Source organism: Streptococcus sp. CM6, assembly GCF_000526095.1.
In the GTDB taxonomy this organism is placed as follows: Bacteria; Bacillota; Bacilli; order Lactobacillales; family Streptococcaceae; genus Streptococcus; species Streptococcus oralis_BW.
On sequence record NZ_JATS01000010.1, the window covers coordinates 1 to 19,460 of the forward strand.

The following is a 19,460-nucleotide window of genomic DNA, read 5'->3' on the forward strand; positions in this document are numbered from 1 at the left end:
GACTTGTACTCAATGAAAATCAAAGAGCAAACTAGGAAGCTAGCCGCAGGCTGTACTTGAGTACGGCAAGGCGACGCTGACGTAGTTTGAATTTGATTTTCGAAGAGTATTATTCATCTTCGTCATCATCGAAGCCCGCTAACAAGTCATTGACTTTCACGATACTTTCTGCAGCACGGCTCTTATAATCCGCATCTGCACCTGTAAGGCTTGCATTGATAAATTCAATCACCATTGGAAGATTCATCCCTGCGTAGAGTTCAATATCGCGACCTTCCATGATCAAACGGCTTACCACGTTACATGGTGTTCCACCGAGAAGATCCGCAAAGACTAGGAAATCATCCAATCCTTCGATAGCAGCTTCAAATTTTGCAGTAAATTCTTCTGGACCATCTTCTGGAAGAAGAGCCACTGCATGAATGTTGTCCTGTGGACCCATGATCATTTCTGTGCTACCTTTAAGTTCTTCACAGAAACGACCATGACTCACCAAAATTAATGATTTACTCATAAATTATGCGCCCATTCCAAGCAAGAATTTACCGATGAATGAAAGACCTACTGCAAGAACGATAATGATACCGATCGCTTTAGTAGAGTTCATACCTTTCTTACCAAGCAACCAGAAGATAAAGGCAGTAAAGATTGCTGGAAGCAAGCGTGGGAAGATTGAGTTCAAGATGTCTTGGAAGTCAATCATCTTTTCACCGATTGGCAATTTGTAAGAAATGTCAAAGTTGATCATTGTTGCTACAAGAGCACCCATCATGAAGACACCAAGTACAGATGCAGCGTCAATCAAAGCTGTCAAGGTACTTTGCATGTTGTTGATAAGGTTAACCCCTTCTTTGTAGGCAAATTCCAATTGTTTCCAACGGAAGATGTCATAAGCAACTGCAACTGCGATCCAAAGGAAGATACCCCATGGTTGGCCAGCGATCGCCATAGTTGCTGCGATAGAACCCATGATAGCAGGTACAAGTGAACCAAAGATAGTATCTCCAAGAGGAGCAAATGGTCCCATCAAACCTGTCTTGATACCGTTAACGGCATCTTTTGAACCCACACCATCTTTTTCTTCCATGGCAAGGTCAAAACCAGCGATAATTGTGTGGAAGAATGGTGAAGTATTGAAGAATTGAGTATGAACTTTCATCATTTCTTTCAATTCAGGAGTTCCATCCCCATACATTTTACGCAATTGAGGCAAGATCATGTAAAGGTAACCAGAAGCTTGCATACGTTCGTAGTTCCAACCTAATTGGAAAGTAAACAAGCTACGCTTGTTGATTTGATTAAAATCTTCTTTTGTAAGTTTGTAATTAGAATTCGTCATCTTCGATTTCCCCACTTTCTGATGGTGTAGAAGGTGCTGCTACAGCTACTTTTTGGCTGTTCTTAAAGTGAACAACTGCAAGGAAGATACCTACGATAGAAACACCGATCATAGACAAACCTTTGAAGTTGTTAGCAAAGCCAATCTTTTCAGCAACATCAGCAGGAAGAGTACCAAGGATACCCGCAACAGCTCCACCAAGACCTGTTACATATGAGTAAAGAACAGTCAACATAGCTGTCAAACCAAATCCCATTGCAAGGTAGTGAAGGTTACGTTTAACTGGAAGGTAACGAAGCAAGATTGCAAATCCAAGACCTGGAAGCATACGACCTGCAAGTGTCAAACCATCTGCAATCCATTGATATTCTTTAACAAGGTCTACTACTGATTGTACAAAAGCACCACCAAAAGCAAGAGCGAAGAATACTGGAAGGGCACGAGAAAGAGCCCAAGGCACTGCACCAAGTAGGTAGTTGCGTTCGATACCTTTGTAGTCAAAGCGTTCGATCGCAGCATCAATACGGTGTGCAAAGAAAGTAGTTGTCATACGTCCAAGAACGTCGAAGTATGTCAAAAGTGCTGCTACTGGTACAGCGATTGTTGTGATCGCAAGATCTGTATCAATACCTTGAGAGATAGAGAATGCTGTTGCAAGAACCGCACCAGAAGTTGCGTCGATACGAGAAGCACCACCGAAGGTACCAACCCCGAGAACGAACAACTGCAAGCTACCACCGATAAACAAACCAGTTGTCACATCTCCCATGATCAAACCAGTAATAAAACCAGCGAATACAGGAGAACCTGCAGATGAAACGATTGTCAACTCATCACAGATTTGATAAGCTGAGTACAAAGTGAGAAGTAAAATTTGCCACCATTGTATCATAACAATGACCTCCTAAAAATTTTTTCCTATTTTAACAAGCTCAAAAAGTCTGAAACTGGATCATTTGGAACCATTTGAGCAGTGAGTTTCACACCTTTGTCTGCTAGTTTGTGGAAATCTTCCACATCCTTGTCTACCACGTTGATAGAACGTGTGATAGAGCGAGTTTCTGGTGTTTGAGACATATTGCCGACGTTGAGTGTTTCAAGCGGAACACCTGCTTCGACCAAACCAAGGAAACGGTCTGGTTTACGTGCAACGATAAAGAGACGTTGGCTATCGTATTTACCAGCAAGGATATTTGCTGCTGCTTTCTCAACTGGCAAGATACTGAGTTTCACACCTGGTGGTGTCGCAAGTTTCAAGCCACTCTTTTCAATATCGTTGTTAACAACTTCGTCGTCTACAACCATAATGCGTGAAACATTTAGTTTTCCAGCCCAAAGATTGGCTACTTGACCGTGGATTAAACGTCCATCGATACGGCATCCTACAATTGTCATAAGTTTTCCCCCTTTATGTGTTTTAGTGTAGGTTTACGAGTTAAGTGAATCTCTTCTTTATATTCACCCTCAGTTTCAAAGATGATGATGCGGTTAGCACCTTCCTTGAGATAGCTATGAGGGATATAAAGTGAGAGGGTCGGGCCGACATTCCAGAAACGCCCTAGGTGACGCCCATTGACAAAGGCAACTCCCTTACCAAACTCAGACAAGTCTAAGTAGGTATCCTTTGGCTCTTCGACCGTAAAGTCGAAAGCGTAAAAGGCTGGTTGTCCTTCTGTCCATCCTTTTGAAAAATCAATTTTCTCAGGATTATCCAGTGGAAGTGGATATTGTTTCCAATTCAGTAAGAAATGTAGATCCTTGCAGACACCTGTACGAATTCCTTTATGTTGCGTATCTGCTAAGAACTTGTGTCCATAGTTAACACGCCCCATATTTTCGATCAGGATATCAATCTCTGAACAGCCTTCTCGGTTGCCCTGACAGTAGATGTCTTCACCAATCTCTGTCTGGTATTGAGTAGCAATCCATCGACCATCTACAAATAGTTGAGCTCGATCACGTCCATCGATGATACGGAGACGTTCCTCTTCTGCATCCCAACTTGCCTCAGTGCGGTAGAGAAGGTAGCCATAGCTTTGACCAAGTTCCTCCATCGCTTTTGGATAGAGGCTTTCAGTTGGACTTGCCAGGCTATCCAGAGTTTCAAACAAGGAAACTTTTTCGACCAATGGAATGGACCCTATCTCCATGCTTTCCTTATAGAGTGGTTCCAACTGTGGATACTCTGGGAAGTGTGTTGCCATCATCTTCTTGACTGCTAAGTATTTAGCAGTTGGATTTCCTTCTTCATCGAGAAGGGCATCATAGTCGTAAGATGTGACTTGTGGCAAATCCAGAGTTCCTCGAGCCGAGCAACCATTCATGAAACCAAAGTTTGTTCCACCATGGAACATGTAAAGGTTGATAGAACCTTGCTCCAATACCTCTCGAACAGCTTCTGCCAATTCTTTAGGATCCCGTGTGATGATGGGTTCTTTCCAACGGTTGAACCAACCATCCCAAAATTCCATACACATGAGGGGCCATTTCTTGCCATGCTCATCAAAGAATTCCTGCATCTGTGAAAAGTTGTACGGAGCTTTAGAACCGAAGTTTCCTGTCACAAAGAGGTCATCTTCGATCAAGGTTCCGGCTTTCAGAGTAGCCCTCCATGGGCCATCTGAAGTAAAGAGTGGGCAATCAATCCCTCGGTCTTCCATCAATTTCCGAATTGCTCGTAGATAAGACTTATCTTCTCCATAAGAGCCATATTCATTTTCGACTTGCATCATGAGAATATTCCCGCCATTATCCAACAAGCGAGGCACAAGCCTCGGCAATAATTGGTCATAATAGCGAGCAACCGCCTCGATGTAGGCCGGGTCGGACGAGCGGATTCGCATGTCCTTGGTCAAGAGCCAAGCCGGCAAACCACCAAATTCCCATTCTGCACAAATAAATGGAGACGGGCGTACAATGGCATAGAGACCCAAATCTTGTGCTATTTGAAGAAACCTCTCCAAATTTCTGGCACCTTCAAAATCAAATTCCCCTTCAACGGGTTCATGTAAATTCCAAGCTACATAGGTCTCGACTGTATTAAAGCCAAGCGCCTTTAAGTTATAGAGAGAATGATACCAATCCTCTGCTGGAATCCTAAAATAATGAATGGCGCCAGACAAAATCTTGAACGGCTTCCCATCTAAATAGAAATCGTCCTCAATTTTAAATCTTGTCATGTTACCACCTCTGACGAATTAAGTTTGCGCTTTCATTTATTATAATATTAACTATAATCAAATCTTTTGCATTTGTCAATAGGTTTTAGAAAATTCTTTAAAATTTTTCTATTTTTTTACTTACCATTTACCAAAATTATCTAAAAATAGCATGAAAGCGATATTTTAATGTATGATAATTCACAAGGTTATAAAATGGAATTTTTTACATGTAACATAACATTTTTAGTCTATTATTTTAATTTTTTTATCTAAATACTACTATTTTGTCTGTATTTGTGGTAAAATCAAGACTGGAGAAAGAGAATCGAGGTGAAATTATGGCTATTCCAAAATACCAATATATTAAAGATGAATTAAAAAACAAAATCATCTCTGGTCAATTTGCAAGTGGAGATAAATTTTATACAGAAGCAGAATTGATCGCGATGTATGATGTTAGTTCAATCACTGTTGTGCGTGCTTTGAATGACCTTGCAAAAGACGGCTATATTGTCCGCCAACAAGGGAAAGGGACTTTCGTTTCACGTGCCCGCAAGCACAAACTCGTTGAGTTTTCAGATGTCGAAATCTTTGAAACAAAAGATGATAAAGTTACTGTCCTTTCTATCGAGCGCGGAAACAAGCTTGAATACCTAGAGAAGCTTGGATTACGTGGAGATCAGTTCTACTACAAAATTGAACGTACCCGTCAAACAAATGGCGTAACTTACATCTACCACACATCTTATATTCCTGAACAATACATCAATGCCAACTATCCAAATCTTGACTATTATAGTTCTATCTATAAACGCTTCAAATTGGATTACCGCATTCACATGAACGATGAGCATTTTGAGGAAATCAATGAAATCGCATTTCCAACACCAGAGCATGTTGCTTCTGTACTTGGAATCGATACGCAATTTCCAACTGTCTTCCAAACGAAGACTACTAAACTTGAGGCTACTGGCCAAGTCCTCGCCTATAGTGAAACGTATAAGCGAGCAGACTACTACAAAATTAAATTCCTCTCATGTAATCGAGGTCATTAAGAGAAAGCTTGAGCCCAGCTCAGGCTTTTTCTATATTCATTATAGCACGAGAAAGAGGTTGTGAGAACGCTATGGAGGACTCTTATTTAATTAGTAGCGTTTTTACTAAAAACAAGTTAAATATCGGCTTTCTCTTTCTTATTTCTGGAAATAATTTTCTTCTAAATCTTATGATTTCCTCTATTTATTATAGTTCTTATATAAACGTACTTGACATTTTACTCCTTAGATAATAAAATAAAATTGGTTTTATGTAAACGCTATCATACATAATAATAACAAGGAGGTTTTGTCATGAAACTAGAAAAGAAACAGCGCTTCTCCATCCGTAAATACGCGGCTGGGGCAGCTTCTGTACTTATAGGATTTGCTTTTAGCGCACAAGTCGTATCTGCTGACGGGATTACTCCAGCTCCAACAGCTGAAGAAACTGTCCAAACGATTCAGGAGAGTCCTCAAGCAGTCAAAGAAGCTGTAGACTCCAAGATTCCAGAAAAACTAGAAGAAAAGGCTAACAAGCCTGTAAAAGAGGAGGTCAAAGAAGACAAGGAGGCTCCTCGAACAGTTGCTCCAAAAACAGAAGAGTCAAGCACACCAGTTGTGACAGAAAATGCTACTCCAACTCCTACTGCCGAGAAAGAAAGCCCTGCCCCAGCTGAAACCCCTGCTGAAAGTACTCCTTCAGAAAAGAAAAATGAAGCCGTCACACCTGCTGTAGCCACTCCTAGCACGGAACGTGTATCTCAAGTAAATGAAAAACTGGCAAAAAGAAAAATGATCTCAATCGACGCCGGACGCAAGTATTTCTCTCCAGACCAACTCAAAGAAATCATCGACAAAGCCAAACACTACGGTTATACTGATCTTCATTTACTAGTTGGAAACGATGGCATGCGTTTCATGTTGGACGACATGACCATCAAAGCCAATGGCAAAACCTATGCAAGTGATGATGTCAAACGTGCGCTCGAAAATGGAACTAATGCCTACTACAAGGATCCAAACGGCAATCACTTGACAGAGAGCCAGATGACGGACTTGATCAACTATGCCAAAGATAAAGGTATCGGACTAATCCCAACCGTTAATAGCCCTGGTCACATGGATGCGATTTTGCATGCCATGAAAGAATTAGGTATCCAAAAACCGAACTTCAACTACTTTGGTAAGGAATCTGCTCGTACCGTTGACCTTGATAACAAAGAAGCGGTTGCATTTACCAAAGCTCTGATCGACAAGTATGCTGCTTACTTCGCTGGCAAATCTGACATCTTCAATATCGGACTGGATGAGTACGCCAATGATGCTACAGACGCCAAAGGCTGGAGCGTTCTTCAGGCCTATAAATGGTATCCAGAAGATGGATTCCCTGACAAGGGTTATGATAAATTTATCGCCTATGCTAATGACCTTGCTCGCATCGTCAAATCTCACGGCCTCAAACCAATGGCCTTTAACGACGGTATCTACTATAATAGCGACACTAGCTTTGGAACCTTTGACAAAGACATCATCGTTTCTATGTGGACTGGTGGATGGGGCGGATACGACGTCGCTTCTTCTAAACTTCTAGTTGAAAAAGGCCACCAAATCCTTAATACCAACGATGCTTGGTACTACGTTCTCGGACGAAATGCCGATGGACAAGGCTGGTACAACCTCGACCAAGGACTCAATGGTATCAAGAATACTCCAATCACTTCTGTACCAAAATCTGATGGGGCTACTATCCCATTCATCGGGGGTATGGTAGCTGCTTGGGCGGATACCCCATCTGCACGCTACTCACCATCACGCCTCTTCAAACTCATGCGCAGCTTCGCAAATGCCAATGCTGAATACTTCGCAGCTGACTATGAGTCTGCTGAACAAGCTCTGAAAGAAGTACCAACAGACCTTAACCGCTATACTGCAGAAAGTGTCGCAGCTGTAAAAGAAGCTGAAAAAGCTATTCGCTCACTCGATAGCAACCTCAGCCGTGCTCAACAAGACACCATTGATCAAGCAATCGCAAAACTCCAAGAGGCTGTAAGCAATTTGACCTTCACACCAGAAGCTCAAAAAGAAGAAGACGCGAAACGTGAAGTTGAAAAACTTGCCAAGAACAAGGTAATCTCCATCGATGCTGGACGTAAGTACTTCACGCTCGACCAACTCAAACGCATCGTAGACAAGGCGAGCGAGCTCGGCTACTCTGATGTGCATCTGCTCCTAGGAAATGATGGACTTCGCTTCCTCCTTGATGACATGACCATCACAGCTAACGGCAAAACTTATGCAAGTGACGATGTCAAGAAGGCCATTATCGAAGGAACAAAAGCTTACTACGATGATCCAAACGGAACCACTCTTAGTCAAGCTGAAATCACTGAATTGATCGAGTACGCAAAATCAAAAGGCCTCGGACTCATCCCAGCAATCAACAGCCCAGGTCACATGGATGCCATGCTCGTTGCTATGGAAAAACTTGGAATCAAGAATCCTCAAGCCAACTTTGACAAGGTCTCTAAAACAACCATGGACCTTGAAAACGAAGAGGCCATGAACTTTGTCAAAGCCCTCATCGGCAAGTACATGGACTTCTTTGCAGGCAAGACTAAGATCTTCAACTACGGTACAGACGAATACGCTAATGATGCTACCAACGCTCAAGGCTGGTACTACCTCAAATGGTATGGACTCTATGGCAAGTTTGCTGAGTACTCTAACACTCTTGCTGCTATGGCTAAAGAAAGAGGCCTTCAACCAATGGCCTTCAACGATGGTTTCTACTACGAGGACAAGGATGATGTTGAGTTTGACAAGGATGTCATCATCTCTTACTGGTCTAAGGGATGGTGGGGCTATAACCTTGCAACGCCTCAGTACCTAGCAAGCAAAGGCTATAAACTCCTCAACACCAACGGAGACTGGTACTATGTTTTAGGTAATCACAAACCGGACGAAGCCTATCCACTATCAAAAGCACTTGAAAACTCTGGCAAAGTACCATTTAACCAGCTTGCATCTACCAAATATCCTGAGGTAGACCTTCCAACAGTTGGAAGCATGCTTGCCATCTGGGCAGATAGACCAAGCGCTGAGTACAAGGAAGAAGAAATCTTTGAACTCATGACTGCCTTTGCAGACAATAACAAAGACTACTTCCGCGCTAACTACAATGCCCTCCGTGATGAACTTGCTCAAATTCCTGCAAACTTGGACGGATACAGCAAGGAAAGCTTGGAGGCCCTAAATGCAGCTAAAGAAGCTCTCAACTACAACCTCAACCGGAACAAACAAGCCGAGTTAGACGCTCTCGTAGCCAAGCTCAAAGCAGCCCGCCTAGACCTCAAACCAGCAGCAACCCACTCAGGAAGCCTCGATGAAAACGAACTAGCTGCCAATGTTGAAACCAAACCGGAACTCATCACAAGAGCAGAAAAGATTCCATTTGAAGTTATCAAGAAGGAAAATCCGAATCTCCCAGCTGGTCAGGAAAAGATCATCACACCAGGTGTAGAGGGCGAACGCACTCATTACATATCTGTCCTTACTGAAAATGGGAAACAAACAGAAACTGTTCTAGATAGCCAAGTAACCAAAGAACCTGTGACCCAAGTGGTTGAAATCGGTGCCCCTATTACCCACAAAGGGGATGAACACGGTCTTGCCCCAGCCACAGAAGCAAAACCTAGACTAGACATCCAAGAAGAAGAGATTCCTTTCACTACCGTGACACGTGAAAATCCACTCTTGCTCAAAGGGAAGACTCAAGTCCTTACCAAAGGTGTTAACGGTCGTCGCAGTCATTACTACTCTGTAAGCACTACTGCTGATGGCAAAGAAGTGAAGACTCTTGTCGATAGCCTTGTAACGCAAGAAGCAGTGACACAAGTTATTGAAGTCGGAACCCTTGTAACCCATGTAGGGGATGAACACGGTCTTGCCCCAGCCGCAGAGACAAAACCAAGACTGGACATCCAAGAAGAAGAGATTCCATTCACTACCGTAACACGTGAAAATCCGCAATTACCACTCGGACAAACGCAAGTCATCGTTACTGGTGTAAATGGTCGCCGTACGATTTTCTACTCTGTCAGCACTACTGCTGACGGCAAGGAAGAAAGAACCCTTGTCAATAGTGCGGTATCGCAGGAAGCGGTCGCTCAGGTTGTCGAAGTCGGAACTGCCGTTGAGAAAGCTGAGCAAGCTGAAGTAACTACAGCCAAAGCAGATGAAAAACAACTCCCTGCAACAGGAAGTCAAGACTCTGCAGGCTTGGTCGCAGTAGGACTCATGGCCACACTAGCAGCTTACGGACTCACTAAGAGAAAAGAAGATTAAACCCCTTCGATAAGCATACAAAAAAGCGAGATTGAATCCCGCTTTTTATTGTTAAGATTAATCACCAAGTCCGATACGTTCAAAGATATCATCCACTCGTTTGGTGTAGTATGCAGGGTTGAAGATTTCATCAATTTCCTCTTGAGTGAGGCGTGATGTCACTTCTGGATCTGCTTCGAGAAGCGGTTTGAAGTCTACTTGGTTGTCCCAAGAGTAGGCTGTTTTTGGTTGCACCAAGTCATAGGCTTGCTCACGCGTCATTCCTTTCTCGATCAAGGTCAACATGGCACGCTGGCTAAAGATAAGACCAAACGTAGAATTCATGTTGCGGATCATATTTTCTGGGAAGACCGTCAAGTTCTTGACGATATTTCCAAAACGGTTGAGCATGTAGTCAATCAAGATAGTTGTATCTGGTGTGATAATACGCTCAGCTGATGAGTGAGAAATGTCACGTTCGTGCCAGAGAGCGACGTTTTCATAGGCCGTCACCATGTGACCACGGATGACACGCGCAAGACCTGTCATGTTCTCAGAACCGATAGGGTTGCGTTTGTGAGGCATTGCTGAAGAGCCTTTTTGCCCTTTGGCAAAGAATTCTTCCACTTCGCGTTGCTCAGATTTTTGCAAACCACGAATTTCAGTCGCCATACGTTCGATTGAAGTTGCGATGCTAGCAAGAACTGCAAAGTACTCAGCGTGAAGGTCACGAGGAAGCACCTGTGTAGAGATTTCTTGAGCACGGATGCCCAGTTTGTCGCAGACGTATTGCTCTACAAATGGTGGGATGTTAGCAAAATTCCCAACCGCACCAGAGATTTTACCAGCTTCTACACCAGCAGCTGCATGCTCGAAACGCTCGATGTTACGCTTCATTTCACTGTACCAAGTCGCCAATTTAAGACCAAAAGTTGTCGGCTCAGCGTGCACACCGTGGGTACGCCCCATCATGATAGTGAACTTGTGCTCCTTAGCCTTGTCAGCGATGATGTTGGTGAAGTTTTCAAGGTCACGACGGATGATGTCGTTGGCTTGCTTGTAAAGGTAACCATAGGCCGTATCCACCACGTCAGTAGAAGTCAACCCATAGTGGACCCACTTGCGCTCTTCACCAAGCGTTTCAGAAACCGCACGTGTGAAGGCAACCACATCGTGACGAGTTTGCTGCTCAATCTCCAAAATACGGTCGATGTCAAAGTCCGCCTTCTCGCGAATCAAAACCACATCTTCCTTAGGGATTTCCCCCAACTCAGCCCATGCCTCGTCAGCCAAGATTTCCACCTCAAGCCAAGCACGGTATTTATTTTCTTCACTCCAAATGTTCGCCATTTCTGGGCGACTATATCTTTCAATCATGTAATTTTATTTTCCTTTCTTTTAATGTTTCACTTAAGTGGTGGGTCGGACACCTGCAACTTTCTTCGAGATCTCATGACTAAATCTTGAACCTAAAGTCGCAAGATAACTTTCTAAATGTTGAATGATTAGGTAATATAGTTAGTTTCAAAAATATAATTGTTATTCACTATTATATTTATTACAAAACACCAGCCAATACAAAACCATATCTAATTAGTATCACTAAATTTTCTTAAAATTTCAGAATCATTATTTTCTTTATTGATATCATCACTATAACAGAAACTGATACTAGTGTCATTTTCAAAATATCTAAACAAATCTGGTCGCAACAATTTGGTTTTATCTGAATTAAACTCACTTCGTTGTCCCCCATTTGAATTTCTTTTTACGCCATAACAATAAATTTTATTTGGATTCTCTGCATCACTCCGACTTAGAGAATTTACTAAGGCGGCTTGTTCAGCAGCTGTTCTTTGTTCAGGAACCTTTTTGGGTATTGACTCACCTAATTGATTTGTGAATTGCTTTAGTATATTACCTAAATTATCACCGTACTCAATTCCAAAAAATTCTCTTAAAGTTCTAGCTTCTACAATCAATCTTTGGCTGTTTGCCTCGACTTGTAACTCATGGTATAAGTTATCAGCTTCTATAAAATGTAGCTTCACTAATGCGTACTCTTCAATCCTTTGCTCCCTACCAACAAATCGTTTTACAAGGACGATATACTCCACTCTTTTATAGACAAAGATAAAACTACAGATAGTCCATTTCTTTGCTACCATATCATTTTTTAAGTATTTGAGATTTTCTAACATGATGAGATTATTCTCCTACCTTTCAATTCAATTTAAAACGTAGCCTTTTCCCCAAATTTAATTCTATGTATGACAGTAAATCTATTTATTTTTTCTGCCGTCAATAAACGTAACTACTGAAACAACTGTGGCAATCACTGTCATAATTTTTCCTGCATGGTTCTTTACAAATTTAACAGGCTTATTCATGCTTTTTCCAATCTTGTGTATTTGCTTTCTATCCATCTTTTACTCCCTTTAATAATTCCTGACCTGAAAATTCAATTGTAATAATATCATCATCTGACAATTCAGTTGCTCCAATCTTCCCAATAAAATCATTTGGCTCAATACACCATTTTAACCGTCTTTGCTCCTCAGCACTTATTTCCTGTAATTCTACCAGTTTTGATATATACTCATGGTTATTTTCAATCAAATTCTTAACAGGTGCATAAACAGTGTCAATCAAGCCATTGTTACCTGTCACTGTGTATATTTTAGCTAGTAAATCACTTGCCTTTACAATATATGAAAATTGGTCATTTAATTCTACAAAGCTATTTGAAACATCCTCATTAAATTTATCATCAACGATTGATTTTAGAAATAAAAATAAATTAGTTTTTGGTATGGATAAATTTTTAGCCACAACTCCTTCAAATTCTTTTATAATAGATGCTCGTCCTTCATTTAACTGATTAATTGCATTCAATAAGAGATGCTCTTTTTGAGGATTTTCATCACTCATTAATAATGCTTGCTCTATTGTACTTTCTGCCCCCAATATTTTGGACCGCCTATCATCTTTTTGACCTTGTTTAATATCTAAAGAAATCTGTTTTACTTCTGACAGCAATAACTCCAGTTCACTTACTTTTTGAGCCTCAACCAACCGATTTACATTTGACACAACATTTTGTAAAGCTTCTGGGTTGTCTAATACAATTTTTTCAAGTCTAGCCATTGAAACAATATTATTATTAGTCCCTTTTGATACAAAATTTGGCAATAAAGATTTCATATCTGCCGTTTTTTGAAAATCAATATCTCCCCTATTGAATTTATCTAGCTGTTCTTGAGTGAATTTAACAACATATATTCCTTTAGGATCAATATTCTGTTTTACTTCATTATAGGAGTTAACGATGGTAGTAAAGTAATTTCCAACTTTTTCAAACATCTTACTTTTATTTTGAAAAAGTCTAATATCAAGTTGACTACTATTTTTCTCTTCTTCAATGAGTTTATCGTTCTTTAAAGCTAACTCTCCCATTTTGTATCTCCTACTTTATAATTCCTCAAACTCCTCTTTTCCAATCCACACTGATGGATAGTAATCTAGTGTATTCAAATCCGTATCTAACGGTAGATCATAGATGGCTAAATAGTTTTCAGGATATTGTGCAACTAGCTCTTCATACTTAGCTTTCACCTTTTCGTGATCCCCACTAGCATACAGGACCTCAACGACTGCTCCACAGCCTTATCTTGTTTAATCAAACCATTGTACAACCAGAATACTCTAGACAGAAGCCCCCTTCATATTGGCTTCCAGAATAGGCATCTCAACACCCAACTCCAGACCTGTCAGATAGACACTTTGACAACAATAAAAGATGTCCTGTTTATCATTATGCAAGGTCATGATTTTTCGGGTTAGCTCATTTTTCGCAAACATAGCTTTCATGGCCTTCCCTGCAATCCAAGCGGGAATTTTATAAGGCAAGAGTTCTGCTTTGTAAAGTTTCAAATTCACACCACGCGCTTCTACGACTTTCAAAGCCTCTCGAATGGCCTTGATGGCTAATGATAATTCCGAAGAACTGTTCATCAAGTTCAAAGCCAATTTTTCTGGATTTTCTAGATTTCCCGAGCGTGCAGCTGTCGAGGTGACACCCGCATTAATCGCCATGTGAATCCAAATCCACTCGACCATATCATGGGGAACCTCCCACTTCAAATCTGCTGAAATCAGCAAATCCGTCAAATCAGCATAATTGGGGATGTGTGCTTTTTTCTCCCCTTCTAACATTAAATGGTCGAACAAGACGCCATCCAAATGGTCCTTATTCATATGACCACCAGCTGTCGGAAATGCGAGAATATAGTCATACTCCCCTGCCCATTTCTCTACTTCCTCTCGCGTATTCCAGAAATTACAGAAGAAAACGAGAGTTCCTTTAATCTGATTTTCTCGCAAGGTTTCCACGGCTTCTTTTACAAAACCATGACGCACACTGATAAAAATAAAATCATATTCCGCATGAGCTTCCGCCACATGAACCGCATAGGTATCCTGTTTATTTTCACCTTTGGAAACATGACGGCCATCTAGCAAATCAACTGTCAAAACGTTTGGTGCTGTACTTTTCTTACTTTCTCTCAGCACGTGATCTACCTGATGACCTGCTTTTTGAAAAGCATAGGCATAAATGGTCCCGATAACCCCAAGACCTAAAATTGCTATTCTCACCTAAAAATCAATCCCTTTCCCAAATTCCTCAACCTCATCCGGCACTTCACTAAACAAAGTCACGTGTCCCATTTTGCGGTTGTGCTTCGCTTCTATTTTACCATACATATGGAGGTGGGCGCTTGGATTTTCTGTGACATATTTTTCAGCAGCCCCGACATGCTGGCCGAGCACGTTGAGCATGACGGCTGGCGCATGCAGGTGGATAGCTGGCAATGGTGCTCCCAGAACGCCGAGAATATGGGTATCAAACTGCGAGAAGTCGCAGGCTTCGATAGAATAGTGCCCAGAGTTGTGTGGGCGCGGAGCAATTTCATTGACAATGATGTCATCAGCGGTCGCAAACATTTCCACGCAAAGAGTTCCAGATAAGTTCAGCTGTTCAGCGATGCGCACCGCCATTGCTTTTGCTTTGTCAGCTAGACTAGCTGAAATGCGAGCAGGCACAATTGTTTTAGATAGGATGTTGTTACGGTGGATATTTTCCTGAACTGGGAAAACCGTCACGTCCTTGCCGTTACCAGACACAATGACAGAAATTTCAAGGTCGAAATTGACGAATTCTTCTAAAACGCAATCTGCTGAATCCGCTAGTGCATAAGCTTCTTCTAAATCTGCTTCTGAGCGAATGACCTTTTGCCCATGCCCATCGTAGCCACCAGTCGCAGTCTTGAGGACATAATTTTTAGAAAGGTCAATATCTGCCAAATCTTGGCTTGAAGTCACAACCTTGTAGGGTGCCACAGTGACTTGTGCCTTGTTTGAGAGGAAGTCCTTTTCAAAAATGCGATTTTGAGAGATGCGGAGCAGGTCTGTTCCTTGAGGAAGTTGTCCTTCCTTGATAACCACCGCATCCAGACCGTCAGCATCGACATTTTCAAACTCATAGGTGAGGACATCACATCGCTCAGCCAGCTGACGGAGAGCGTTCACATCGTTATAGGGAGCCACGATGATTTCCGCCACTCGAGAGGCAGGGCAATCCGCCGCAGGATCCAGCGCGATAACCTTGTGCCCCATGTAGATAGCAGAAATGGCCATCATCTGACCAAGCTGACCGCCACCGATAATTCCGATTGTTTTAGATGAGCTCATTTGTAGACTCCTCAGCGATTTTTCCTTGTTCTTCTGCAAAATCTGCCAAAGCTGTCGCGATAGCCTGATCCTCTACTGACAGGAGACGGAGGGCAAAGAGGGCCGCATTTGTCGCACCTGCTTCACCGATAGCCATTGTCGCAACAGGCACACCGCCCGGCATCTGTACGATAGAGTAGAGCGAGTCGACGCCACTAAGGGCACGTGATTTGACAGGTACCCCGATGACAGGAAGGGTTGTTTTGGCAGCAACCATACCTGGTAAATGGGCTGCTCCACCTGCACCTGCGATAATGACCTTGATACCGCGACTACGAGCTTCCTCCGCATGTCTGAACATGAGGTCTGGAGTACGGTGGGCAGAGACAACTTTCTTTTCATAGGCTACACCAAAGCGGTCTAAGACTTCAGCTGTTTTTTGCATGGTTGCCCAGTCAGATTTAGAGCCCATGATGATGGAAATAATTGGTTTCATATTTTCTCCTCTGAATAAACTAATTCTTTTGCTCAATATTTTTTACAGTAGCTGATTCAACACTATAATGTTGAACAGTCTGATTAACCAGATTTTCAACGCTCTTAGGTTTTATCAATAAACGAAGTATAATTGTCACAAGAGGTATAATGCTCGGCAAATCCTTCCATACAGGTGTCAACACTTCTTCACTATCACATCTTAAAAGCCAGTACTTTATTGTCTGCAATATTTTTCTTCTACTTTTCGTCTTCTCAGCTGTTCCAATAATCAAAGCCATCAGACTATGCGTCTCAACGCCTGCTCGACCAAGAATGACCTCAGATTTAGCGTAGCTATGACTGGCTAGTTCTATCATGATTTTTGGAAAATTAACTCCTGCTTTATAAGCGTTAGCAGGCTCTACCATTCTAGGGTTACACTCTATATAGTAAAATTGATCTCCCCTACGTATAAAATCTAGGGTTAGGCAACCATGCCATTGTATATATTGTCCTAATTTTTCAACATGCTCTCTCGTTCTTTTAGATTCTATGCTTAATCTTGCCGCAGCCGAACCACCCGCGCCAGAACCTACTTTTACGCTAGAATGTACTGCGAGTAATTCTCCATGATCAAACACTGCTTGAACCTGACCATAGTCTCCAACTATGTCTTGCTGAACCATCCATTCCTCATCACTCGCTGTTAATTTGCTCGTCACTTCAGCCAAATCTTTCTTACTTGAAATCTTATAAACCGAGCGACCGGCAGTACCATAATCTGCTTTCAGCCAATAAGGATAGTCTAACAGTATAGAGTCTGCATCTTTCACGTACTCCCACTTAGGTGTGGGAAGTCCTAATAAATCCGCAGTTTCAGCAAAAGCAATCTTTCCAGCCAACATTTTAAACTGCTCTTTATCAGCAAGGGCGATTGGTAGCGATTGAGGCAAAAATTGTTTCCCATTTGCCAATAACCAGCCTTCTTCATGTGTTGGCAAAATGGCCTTGTAATTGGTTTTATGAAGCAACTGACTAACCTGTCTCAGATAATCTACAGGAAAACGATTCACATCAACTATCGGAACTCTATGGGTTAGACGACTGAAGTATGCAATGGAAAATCTTCTAGGAGATAACACATCAATTTTATAGCTTTCTTTCAACAAAACTGTCAAAGTTTCTCGTGAGGTCAAGCTTGAACCTTCTAAAAATAGCAATCTATTTTTCATTTTTCAAACACCTGAAGTCTATTTTTAAGTCTCACGGCTAAAAGTTTCATAGATTTGATTTACAAAGCCTTACCACCAATATCATGCCTATAAAAAAGACCTGTTGTGTCTTGTTTTTTTAGTTGGTCGTAGATTTTTTCCTGCGCAGCTGAGACAGTATCTGCTGTGGTGACCAGCATGTATACTCGACCGCCATTTGACAGCAGTGCTCTGCTATTTTCCGCAAACTTAGCCCCAGCATAGTAAGTGATGATGTCGCCCTCGGTCTTGGCTGGCAACTTGACACCTTTTTCATAGTCTAACGGGTAGCCCTTGGATGCGACAACCACACCAAGAGTCACACCCTTGTCCGTCCACGTGATGGCTGGTTCTTTACCTTCCAAAATATCTGTGATATTTTGCGCAAAATCAGATGTCAAACGAGGCAAGATAATCTGAGTTTCGGGATCTCCAAAACGAGCGTTGAACTCGATGACCTTCGGACCATCAGCAGTCAAAATAAGCCCCGCATAAAGGACACCAAGATAAGGACGACCTTCTTTGATCATCCCTTCAAGGACTGGCTTGACAATGGTGTCAACCGCCGTATCAACCACGCTCTGTGGCAAGTGAGGAACTGGCGCATAAGCTCCCATACCGCCCGTGTTAGGGCCCATGTCGCCATCGTAAGCACGTTTGTGATCCTGAGCCGTCGGCATGATGTAGAACTTGTCCCCATTGACAAAGGCAAAGAGAGAGAACTCTTCTCCATCAAGGAATTCCTCGATGACCACACGCGCACCTGAGTCACCAAATTTATTGTCCAAGAGCATCTCGTGAGCAGCTTCGACAGCTTGCTCAACCGTCTCCGCAACGACGACACCTTTCCCAAGCGCCAAGCCATCCGCTTTAACTACGATTGGAGCTCCTTTCTCCTCGATATAAGCCTTGGCCTCCTCGAAATCTGAAAATGTGCCATAGGCTGCTGTCGGAACGTCATATTTGACCATGATTTCCTTAGCAAAATCCTTGGACCACTCCAGCTCCGCTGCCAATCTTGTTGGACCAAAGGCTTTGAGACCAGCTTGGTTAAAATCATCCACAATTCCAGCAGCAAGGGCATCATCTGGCCCGATGAAGGTCCAAGCAATATCGTTGGCCTTTGCAAACTCAATTAACTTAGAATGTTCGGAAATAGAGATATTTACCAATTCCAGACCATCCAGAGTCATTCCATCATTTCCAGGGGCTACAAAAACTTTTTCAACGTCTTTTGATTCAAGTAATTTCTTAGCAATCGCATGTTCACGACCACCCGAACCGACAACTAACAGCTTCATCTCTCAACCTCTTTTACGAATTATTTACTAATATTATATCATAAACGTTCGTTTTAATCTTGTTTCACTTAGCATTTTAAGCAAAAAAAGGAAAGAAACTGTTTTCTTCCCTTTTGTTTTCTTAATGTCTAAAATGTCTTACTCCTGTGAAGACCATAGTCAAGCCGTATTTGTCCGCCGATTCGATGGATTTTTGGCCACTCATTAACCAGTTATATCAGAAAGGTTAAAAAGTAGCTCTCATTTAATCATTTTTCATTTCGCATATTTTTCTAGATGTGTTTGGATTTTTGGCATGATGAGATGCATTATTTTAAGATTCGTAAAAGCTATTATCATGGCTAATAAAAGATAGACAAAGACTGATAACAAAGGAACGTCAGAAGACCAATAGTGGGAAATAATCATTTGAACTATTGGCAATTCTAGGGTTACTGTGACGACTCCAGGAACATAACCCCTAAATTGCAGGCACATGATATAATGGATTATGAAATGAGATGTATAAGCTATTACAAAAGATAAATAGAGTAAAGTGTTGTGAGTTATTTGGCAGAATCCAGAAATAAACACCAGGATGATAAATTCCTCCAACACACCTACTGCAAAAGCGGAGCCTTGCGTAACGGAACCAAAGAACGGTTTCTTAAAAGTTTCTAATTTTTGATGATGCCGTGTTTTCCACAAGGGCATAAAAATCATTTCTTCAAAATCGTGTAAAATAAATAAAATAGGTAGCATCCAAACATTAAAAAGAATGCTCATATCTTTACCTCCTTAATAACAACTAACAATTGTACAATGTTAAGAATAAATGATAATCATATATCACGCGCAACACT

General features: G+C 41.8%; 17 protein-coding genes and 2 pseudogenes. 2 read left to right on the top strand and 17 right to left on the bottom strand.

From position 1 onward, the window contains the following. Nucleotides 1-109: 109 nt before the first annotated feature. The 5 genes from HMPREF1516_RS03235 to HMPREF1516_RS03255 are packed head-to-tail and all read right to left on the bottom strand — an operon-like array spanning nt 110 to nt 4,518. Nucleotides 110-514, bottom strand: a complete 405-nt coding sequence (locus HMPREF1516_RS03235) for a PTS sugar transporter subunit IIA (protein ID WP_000045700.1) — start codon at nt 512-514, stop codon at nt 110-112. Between the two features lie 3 nt (nt 515-517). Further along, a complete protein-coding gene (locus HMPREF1516_RS03240) occupies nt 518-1,339 on the bottom strand; it encodes a PTS system mannose/fructose/sorbose family transporter subunit IID (RefSeq protein ID WP_000185284.1) in 822 nt (273 codons plus the stop codon). Further along, the gene (locus tag HMPREF1516_RS03245; protein ID WP_000616992.1) at nt 1,326-2,231 is read right to left on the bottom strand and encodes a PTS mannose/fructose/sorbose/N-acetylgalactosamine transporter subunit IIC; all 906 of its coding nucleotides are present in this window, start codon (nt 2,229-2,231) and stop codon (nt 1,326-1,328) included. The genes HMPREF1516_RS03240 and HMPREF1516_RS03245 overlap by 14 nt, the downstream gene beginning before the upstream one ends. A gap of 26 nt (nt 2,232-2,257) precedes the next feature. Continuing rightward, nucleotides 2,258-2,734, bottom strand: coding sequence for a PTS sugar transporter subunit IIB (locus HMPREF1516_RS03250; RefSeq protein WP_000156965.1), 477 nt, complete (start codon nt 2,732-2,734; stop codon nt 2,258-2,260). Beyond that, entirely contained in the window at nt 2,731-4,518 is a 1,788-nt protein-coding gene (locus HMPREF1516_RS03255; protein WP_000196620.1) for a glycoside hydrolase family 35 protein, read from the bottom strand. Before HMPREF1516_RS03255 ends, HMPREF1516_RS03250 begins: the two co-directional genes overlap by 4 nt. Nucleotides 4,519-4,838: 320 nt before the next feature. Between HMPREF1516_RS03255 and HMPREF1516_RS03260 the strand changes: the two genes are divergently transcribed. Together HMPREF1516_RS03260 and strH are read left to right on the top strand one after the other, a co-directional pair. Further along, nucleotides 4,839-5,555: a GntR family transcriptional regulator gene (locus HMPREF1516_RS03260; protein WP_001007186.1), complete on the top strand. Its 717-nt coding sequence runs from the start codon at nt 4,839-4,841 to the stop codon at nt 5,553-5,555. Nucleotides 5,556-5,849: 294 nt separating this feature from the next. Further along, the gene (gene strH, locus HMPREF1516_RS03265; RefSeq protein ID WP_033605787.1) at nt 5,850-9,881 is read left to right on the top strand and encodes an LPXTG-anchored beta-N-acetylhexosaminidase StrH; all 4,032 of its coding nucleotides are present in this window, start codon (nt 5,850-5,852) and stop codon (nt 9,879-9,881) included. Nucleotides 9,882-9,938: 57 nt separating this feature from the next. On the opposite strand, the gene purB is transcribed toward strH, so the two are convergent. The 12 genes and pseudogenes from purB to HMPREF1516_RS03315 all read right to left on the bottom strand — a co-directional run bounded on the left by purB (nt 9,939) and on the right by HMPREF1516_RS03315 (nt 19,383). Then, entirely contained in the window at nt 9,939-11,237 is a 1,299-nt protein-coding gene (purB, locus tag HMPREF1516_RS03270; protein ID WP_033605788.1) for an adenylosuccinate lyase, read from the bottom strand. A gap of 212 nt (nt 11,238-11,449) precedes the next feature. Then, nucleotides 11,450-12,061: a DUF6037 family protein gene (locus tag HMPREF1516_RS03275; protein ID WP_033605789.1), complete on the bottom strand. Its 612-nt coding sequence runs from the start codon at nt 12,059-12,061 to the stop codon at nt 11,450-11,452. Between the two features lie 81 nt (nt 12,062-12,142). Continuing rightward, entirely contained in the window at nt 12,143-12,286 is a 144-nt protein-coding gene (locus HMPREF1516_RS10035) for a hypothetical protein (protein WP_162838153.1), read from the bottom strand. Further along, the gene (locus HMPREF1516_RS03280; protein ID WP_033605790.1) at nt 12,279-13,316 is read right to left on the bottom strand and encodes a hypothetical protein; all 1,038 of its coding nucleotides are present in this window, start codon (nt 13,314-13,316) and stop codon (nt 12,279-12,281) included. Before HMPREF1516_RS03280 ends, HMPREF1516_RS10035 begins: the two co-directional genes overlap by 8 nt. Before the next feature lie 15 nt (nt 13,317-13,331). After that, nucleotides 13,332-13,520, bottom strand: a pseudogene (locus HMPREF1516_RS03285) (phosphoribosylaminoimidazole carboxylase); the annotation flags it as partial. Nucleotides 13,521-13,565: 45 nt separating this feature from the next. Further along, nucleotides 13,566-14,516 carry a ketopantoate reductase family protein gene (locus HMPREF1516_RS03290; protein ID WP_033605791.1) on the bottom strand — a complete coding sequence of 317 codons (951 nt, stop codon included), beginning with the start codon at nt 14,514-14,516 and terminating at the stop codon, nt 13,566-13,568. Continuing rightward, nucleotides 14,517-15,611 (bottom strand): 5-(carboxyamino)imidazole ribonucleotide synthase, encoded by a 1,095-nt coding sequence (gene purK, locus HMPREF1516_RS03295; protein WP_033605792.1) that lies wholly within the window; start codon nt 15,609-15,611, stop codon nt 14,517-14,519. Continuing rightward, nucleotides 15,598-16,086 carry a 5-(carboxyamino)imidazole ribonucleotide mutase gene (gene purE / locus HMPREF1516_RS03300; protein ID WP_033605793.1) on the bottom strand — a complete coding sequence of 163 codons (489 nt, stop codon included), beginning with the start codon at nt 16,084-16,086 and terminating at the stop codon, nt 15,598-15,600. Before purE ends, purK begins: the two co-directional genes overlap by 14 nt. A 19-nt stretch (nt 16,087-16,105) precedes the next feature. Beyond that, on the bottom strand, nt 16,106-17,299 hold the full coding sequence (locus HMPREF1516_RS03305) for an ATP-grasp domain-containing protein (RefSeq protein ID WP_033605794.1): 1,194 nt from the start codon (nt 17,297-17,299) through the stop codon (nt 16,106-16,108). Between the two features lie 59 nt (nt 17,300-17,358). Beyond that, complete coding sequence (purD, locus tag HMPREF1516_RS03310) at nt 17,359-18,618, bottom strand: phosphoribosylamine--glycine ligase (RefSeq protein ID WP_033605795.1); 1,260 nt, start codon at nt 18,616-18,618, stop codon at nt 17,359-17,361. A 121-nt stretch (nt 18,619-18,739) separates the two neighbouring features. Next, nucleotides 18,740-18,814, bottom strand: a pseudogene (locus HMPREF1516_RS10210) (IMP cyclohydrolase); the annotation flags it as partial. A 59-nt stretch (nt 18,815-18,873) separates the two neighbouring features. Next, nucleotides 18,874-19,383, bottom strand: a complete 510-nt coding sequence (locus tag HMPREF1516_RS03315; protein ID WP_033605796.1) for an HXXEE domain-containing protein — start codon at nt 19,381-19,383, stop codon at nt 18,874-18,876. Nucleotides 19,384-19,460: the final 77 nt, after the last annotated feature.

Coding starts and splice junctions, on each gene's coding strand:
- HMPREF1516_RS03315 (WP_033605796.1), bottom strand. CDS start 19,383: ATGAGCATTCTTTTTAATGTTTGGATGCTACCTATTTTATTTATTTTA.
- HMPREF1516_RS03250 (WP_000156965.1), bottom strand. CDS start 2,734: ATGACAATTGTAGGATGCCGTATCGATGGACGTTTAATCCACGGTCAA.
- HMPREF1516_RS03235 (WP_000045700.1), bottom strand. CDS start 514: ATGAGTAAATCATTAATTTTGGTGAGTCATGGTCGTTTCTGTGAAGAA.
- HMPREF1516_RS03280 (WP_033605790.1), bottom strand. CDS start 13,316: ATGGGAGAGTTAGCTTTAAAGAACGATAAACTCATTGAAGAAGAGAAA.
- HMPREF1516_RS03245 (WP_000616992.1), bottom strand. CDS start 2,231: ATGATACAATGGTGGCAAATTTTACTTCTCACTTTGTACTCAGCTTAT.
- HMPREF1516_RS03275 (WP_033605789.1), bottom strand. CDS start 12,061: ATGTTAGAAAATCTCAAATACTTAAAAAATGATATGGTAGCAAAGAAA.
- HMPREF1516_RS10035 (WP_162838153.1), bottom strand. CDS start 12,286: ATGGATAGAAAGCAAATACACAAGATTGGAAAAAGCATGAATAAGCCT.
- purE (WP_033605793.1), bottom strand. CDS start 16,086: ATGAAACCAATTATTTCCATCATCATGGGCTCTAAATCTGACTGGGCA.
- strH (WP_033605787.1), top strand. CDS start 5,850: ATGAAACTAGAAAAGAAACAGCGCTTCTCCATCCGTAAATACGCGGCT.
- purB (WP_033605788.1), bottom strand. CDS start 11,237: ATGATTGAAAGATATAGTCGCCCAGAAATGGCGAACATTTGGAGTGAA.
- HMPREF1516_RS03260 (WP_001007186.1), top strand. CDS start 4,839: ATGGCTATTCCAAAATACCAATATATTAAAGATGAATTAAAAAACAAA.
- HMPREF1516_RS03305 (WP_033605794.1), bottom strand. CDS start 17,299: ATGAAAAATAGATTGCTATTTTTAGAAGGTTCAAGCTTGACCTCACGA.
- purD (WP_033605795.1), bottom strand. CDS start 18,618: ATGAAGCTGTTAGTTGTCGGTTCGGGTGGTCGTGAACATGCGATTGCT.
- HMPREF1516_RS03240 (WP_000185284.1), bottom strand. CDS start 1,339: ATGACGAATTCTAATTACAAACTTACAAAAGAAGATTTTAATCAAATC.
- HMPREF1516_RS03255 (WP_000196620.1), bottom strand. CDS start 4,518: ATGACAAGATTTAAAATTGAGGACGATTTCTATTTAGATGGGAAGCCG.
- purK (WP_033605792.1), bottom strand. CDS start 15,611: ATGAGCTCATCTAAAACAATCGGAATTATCGGTGGCGGTCAGCTTGGT.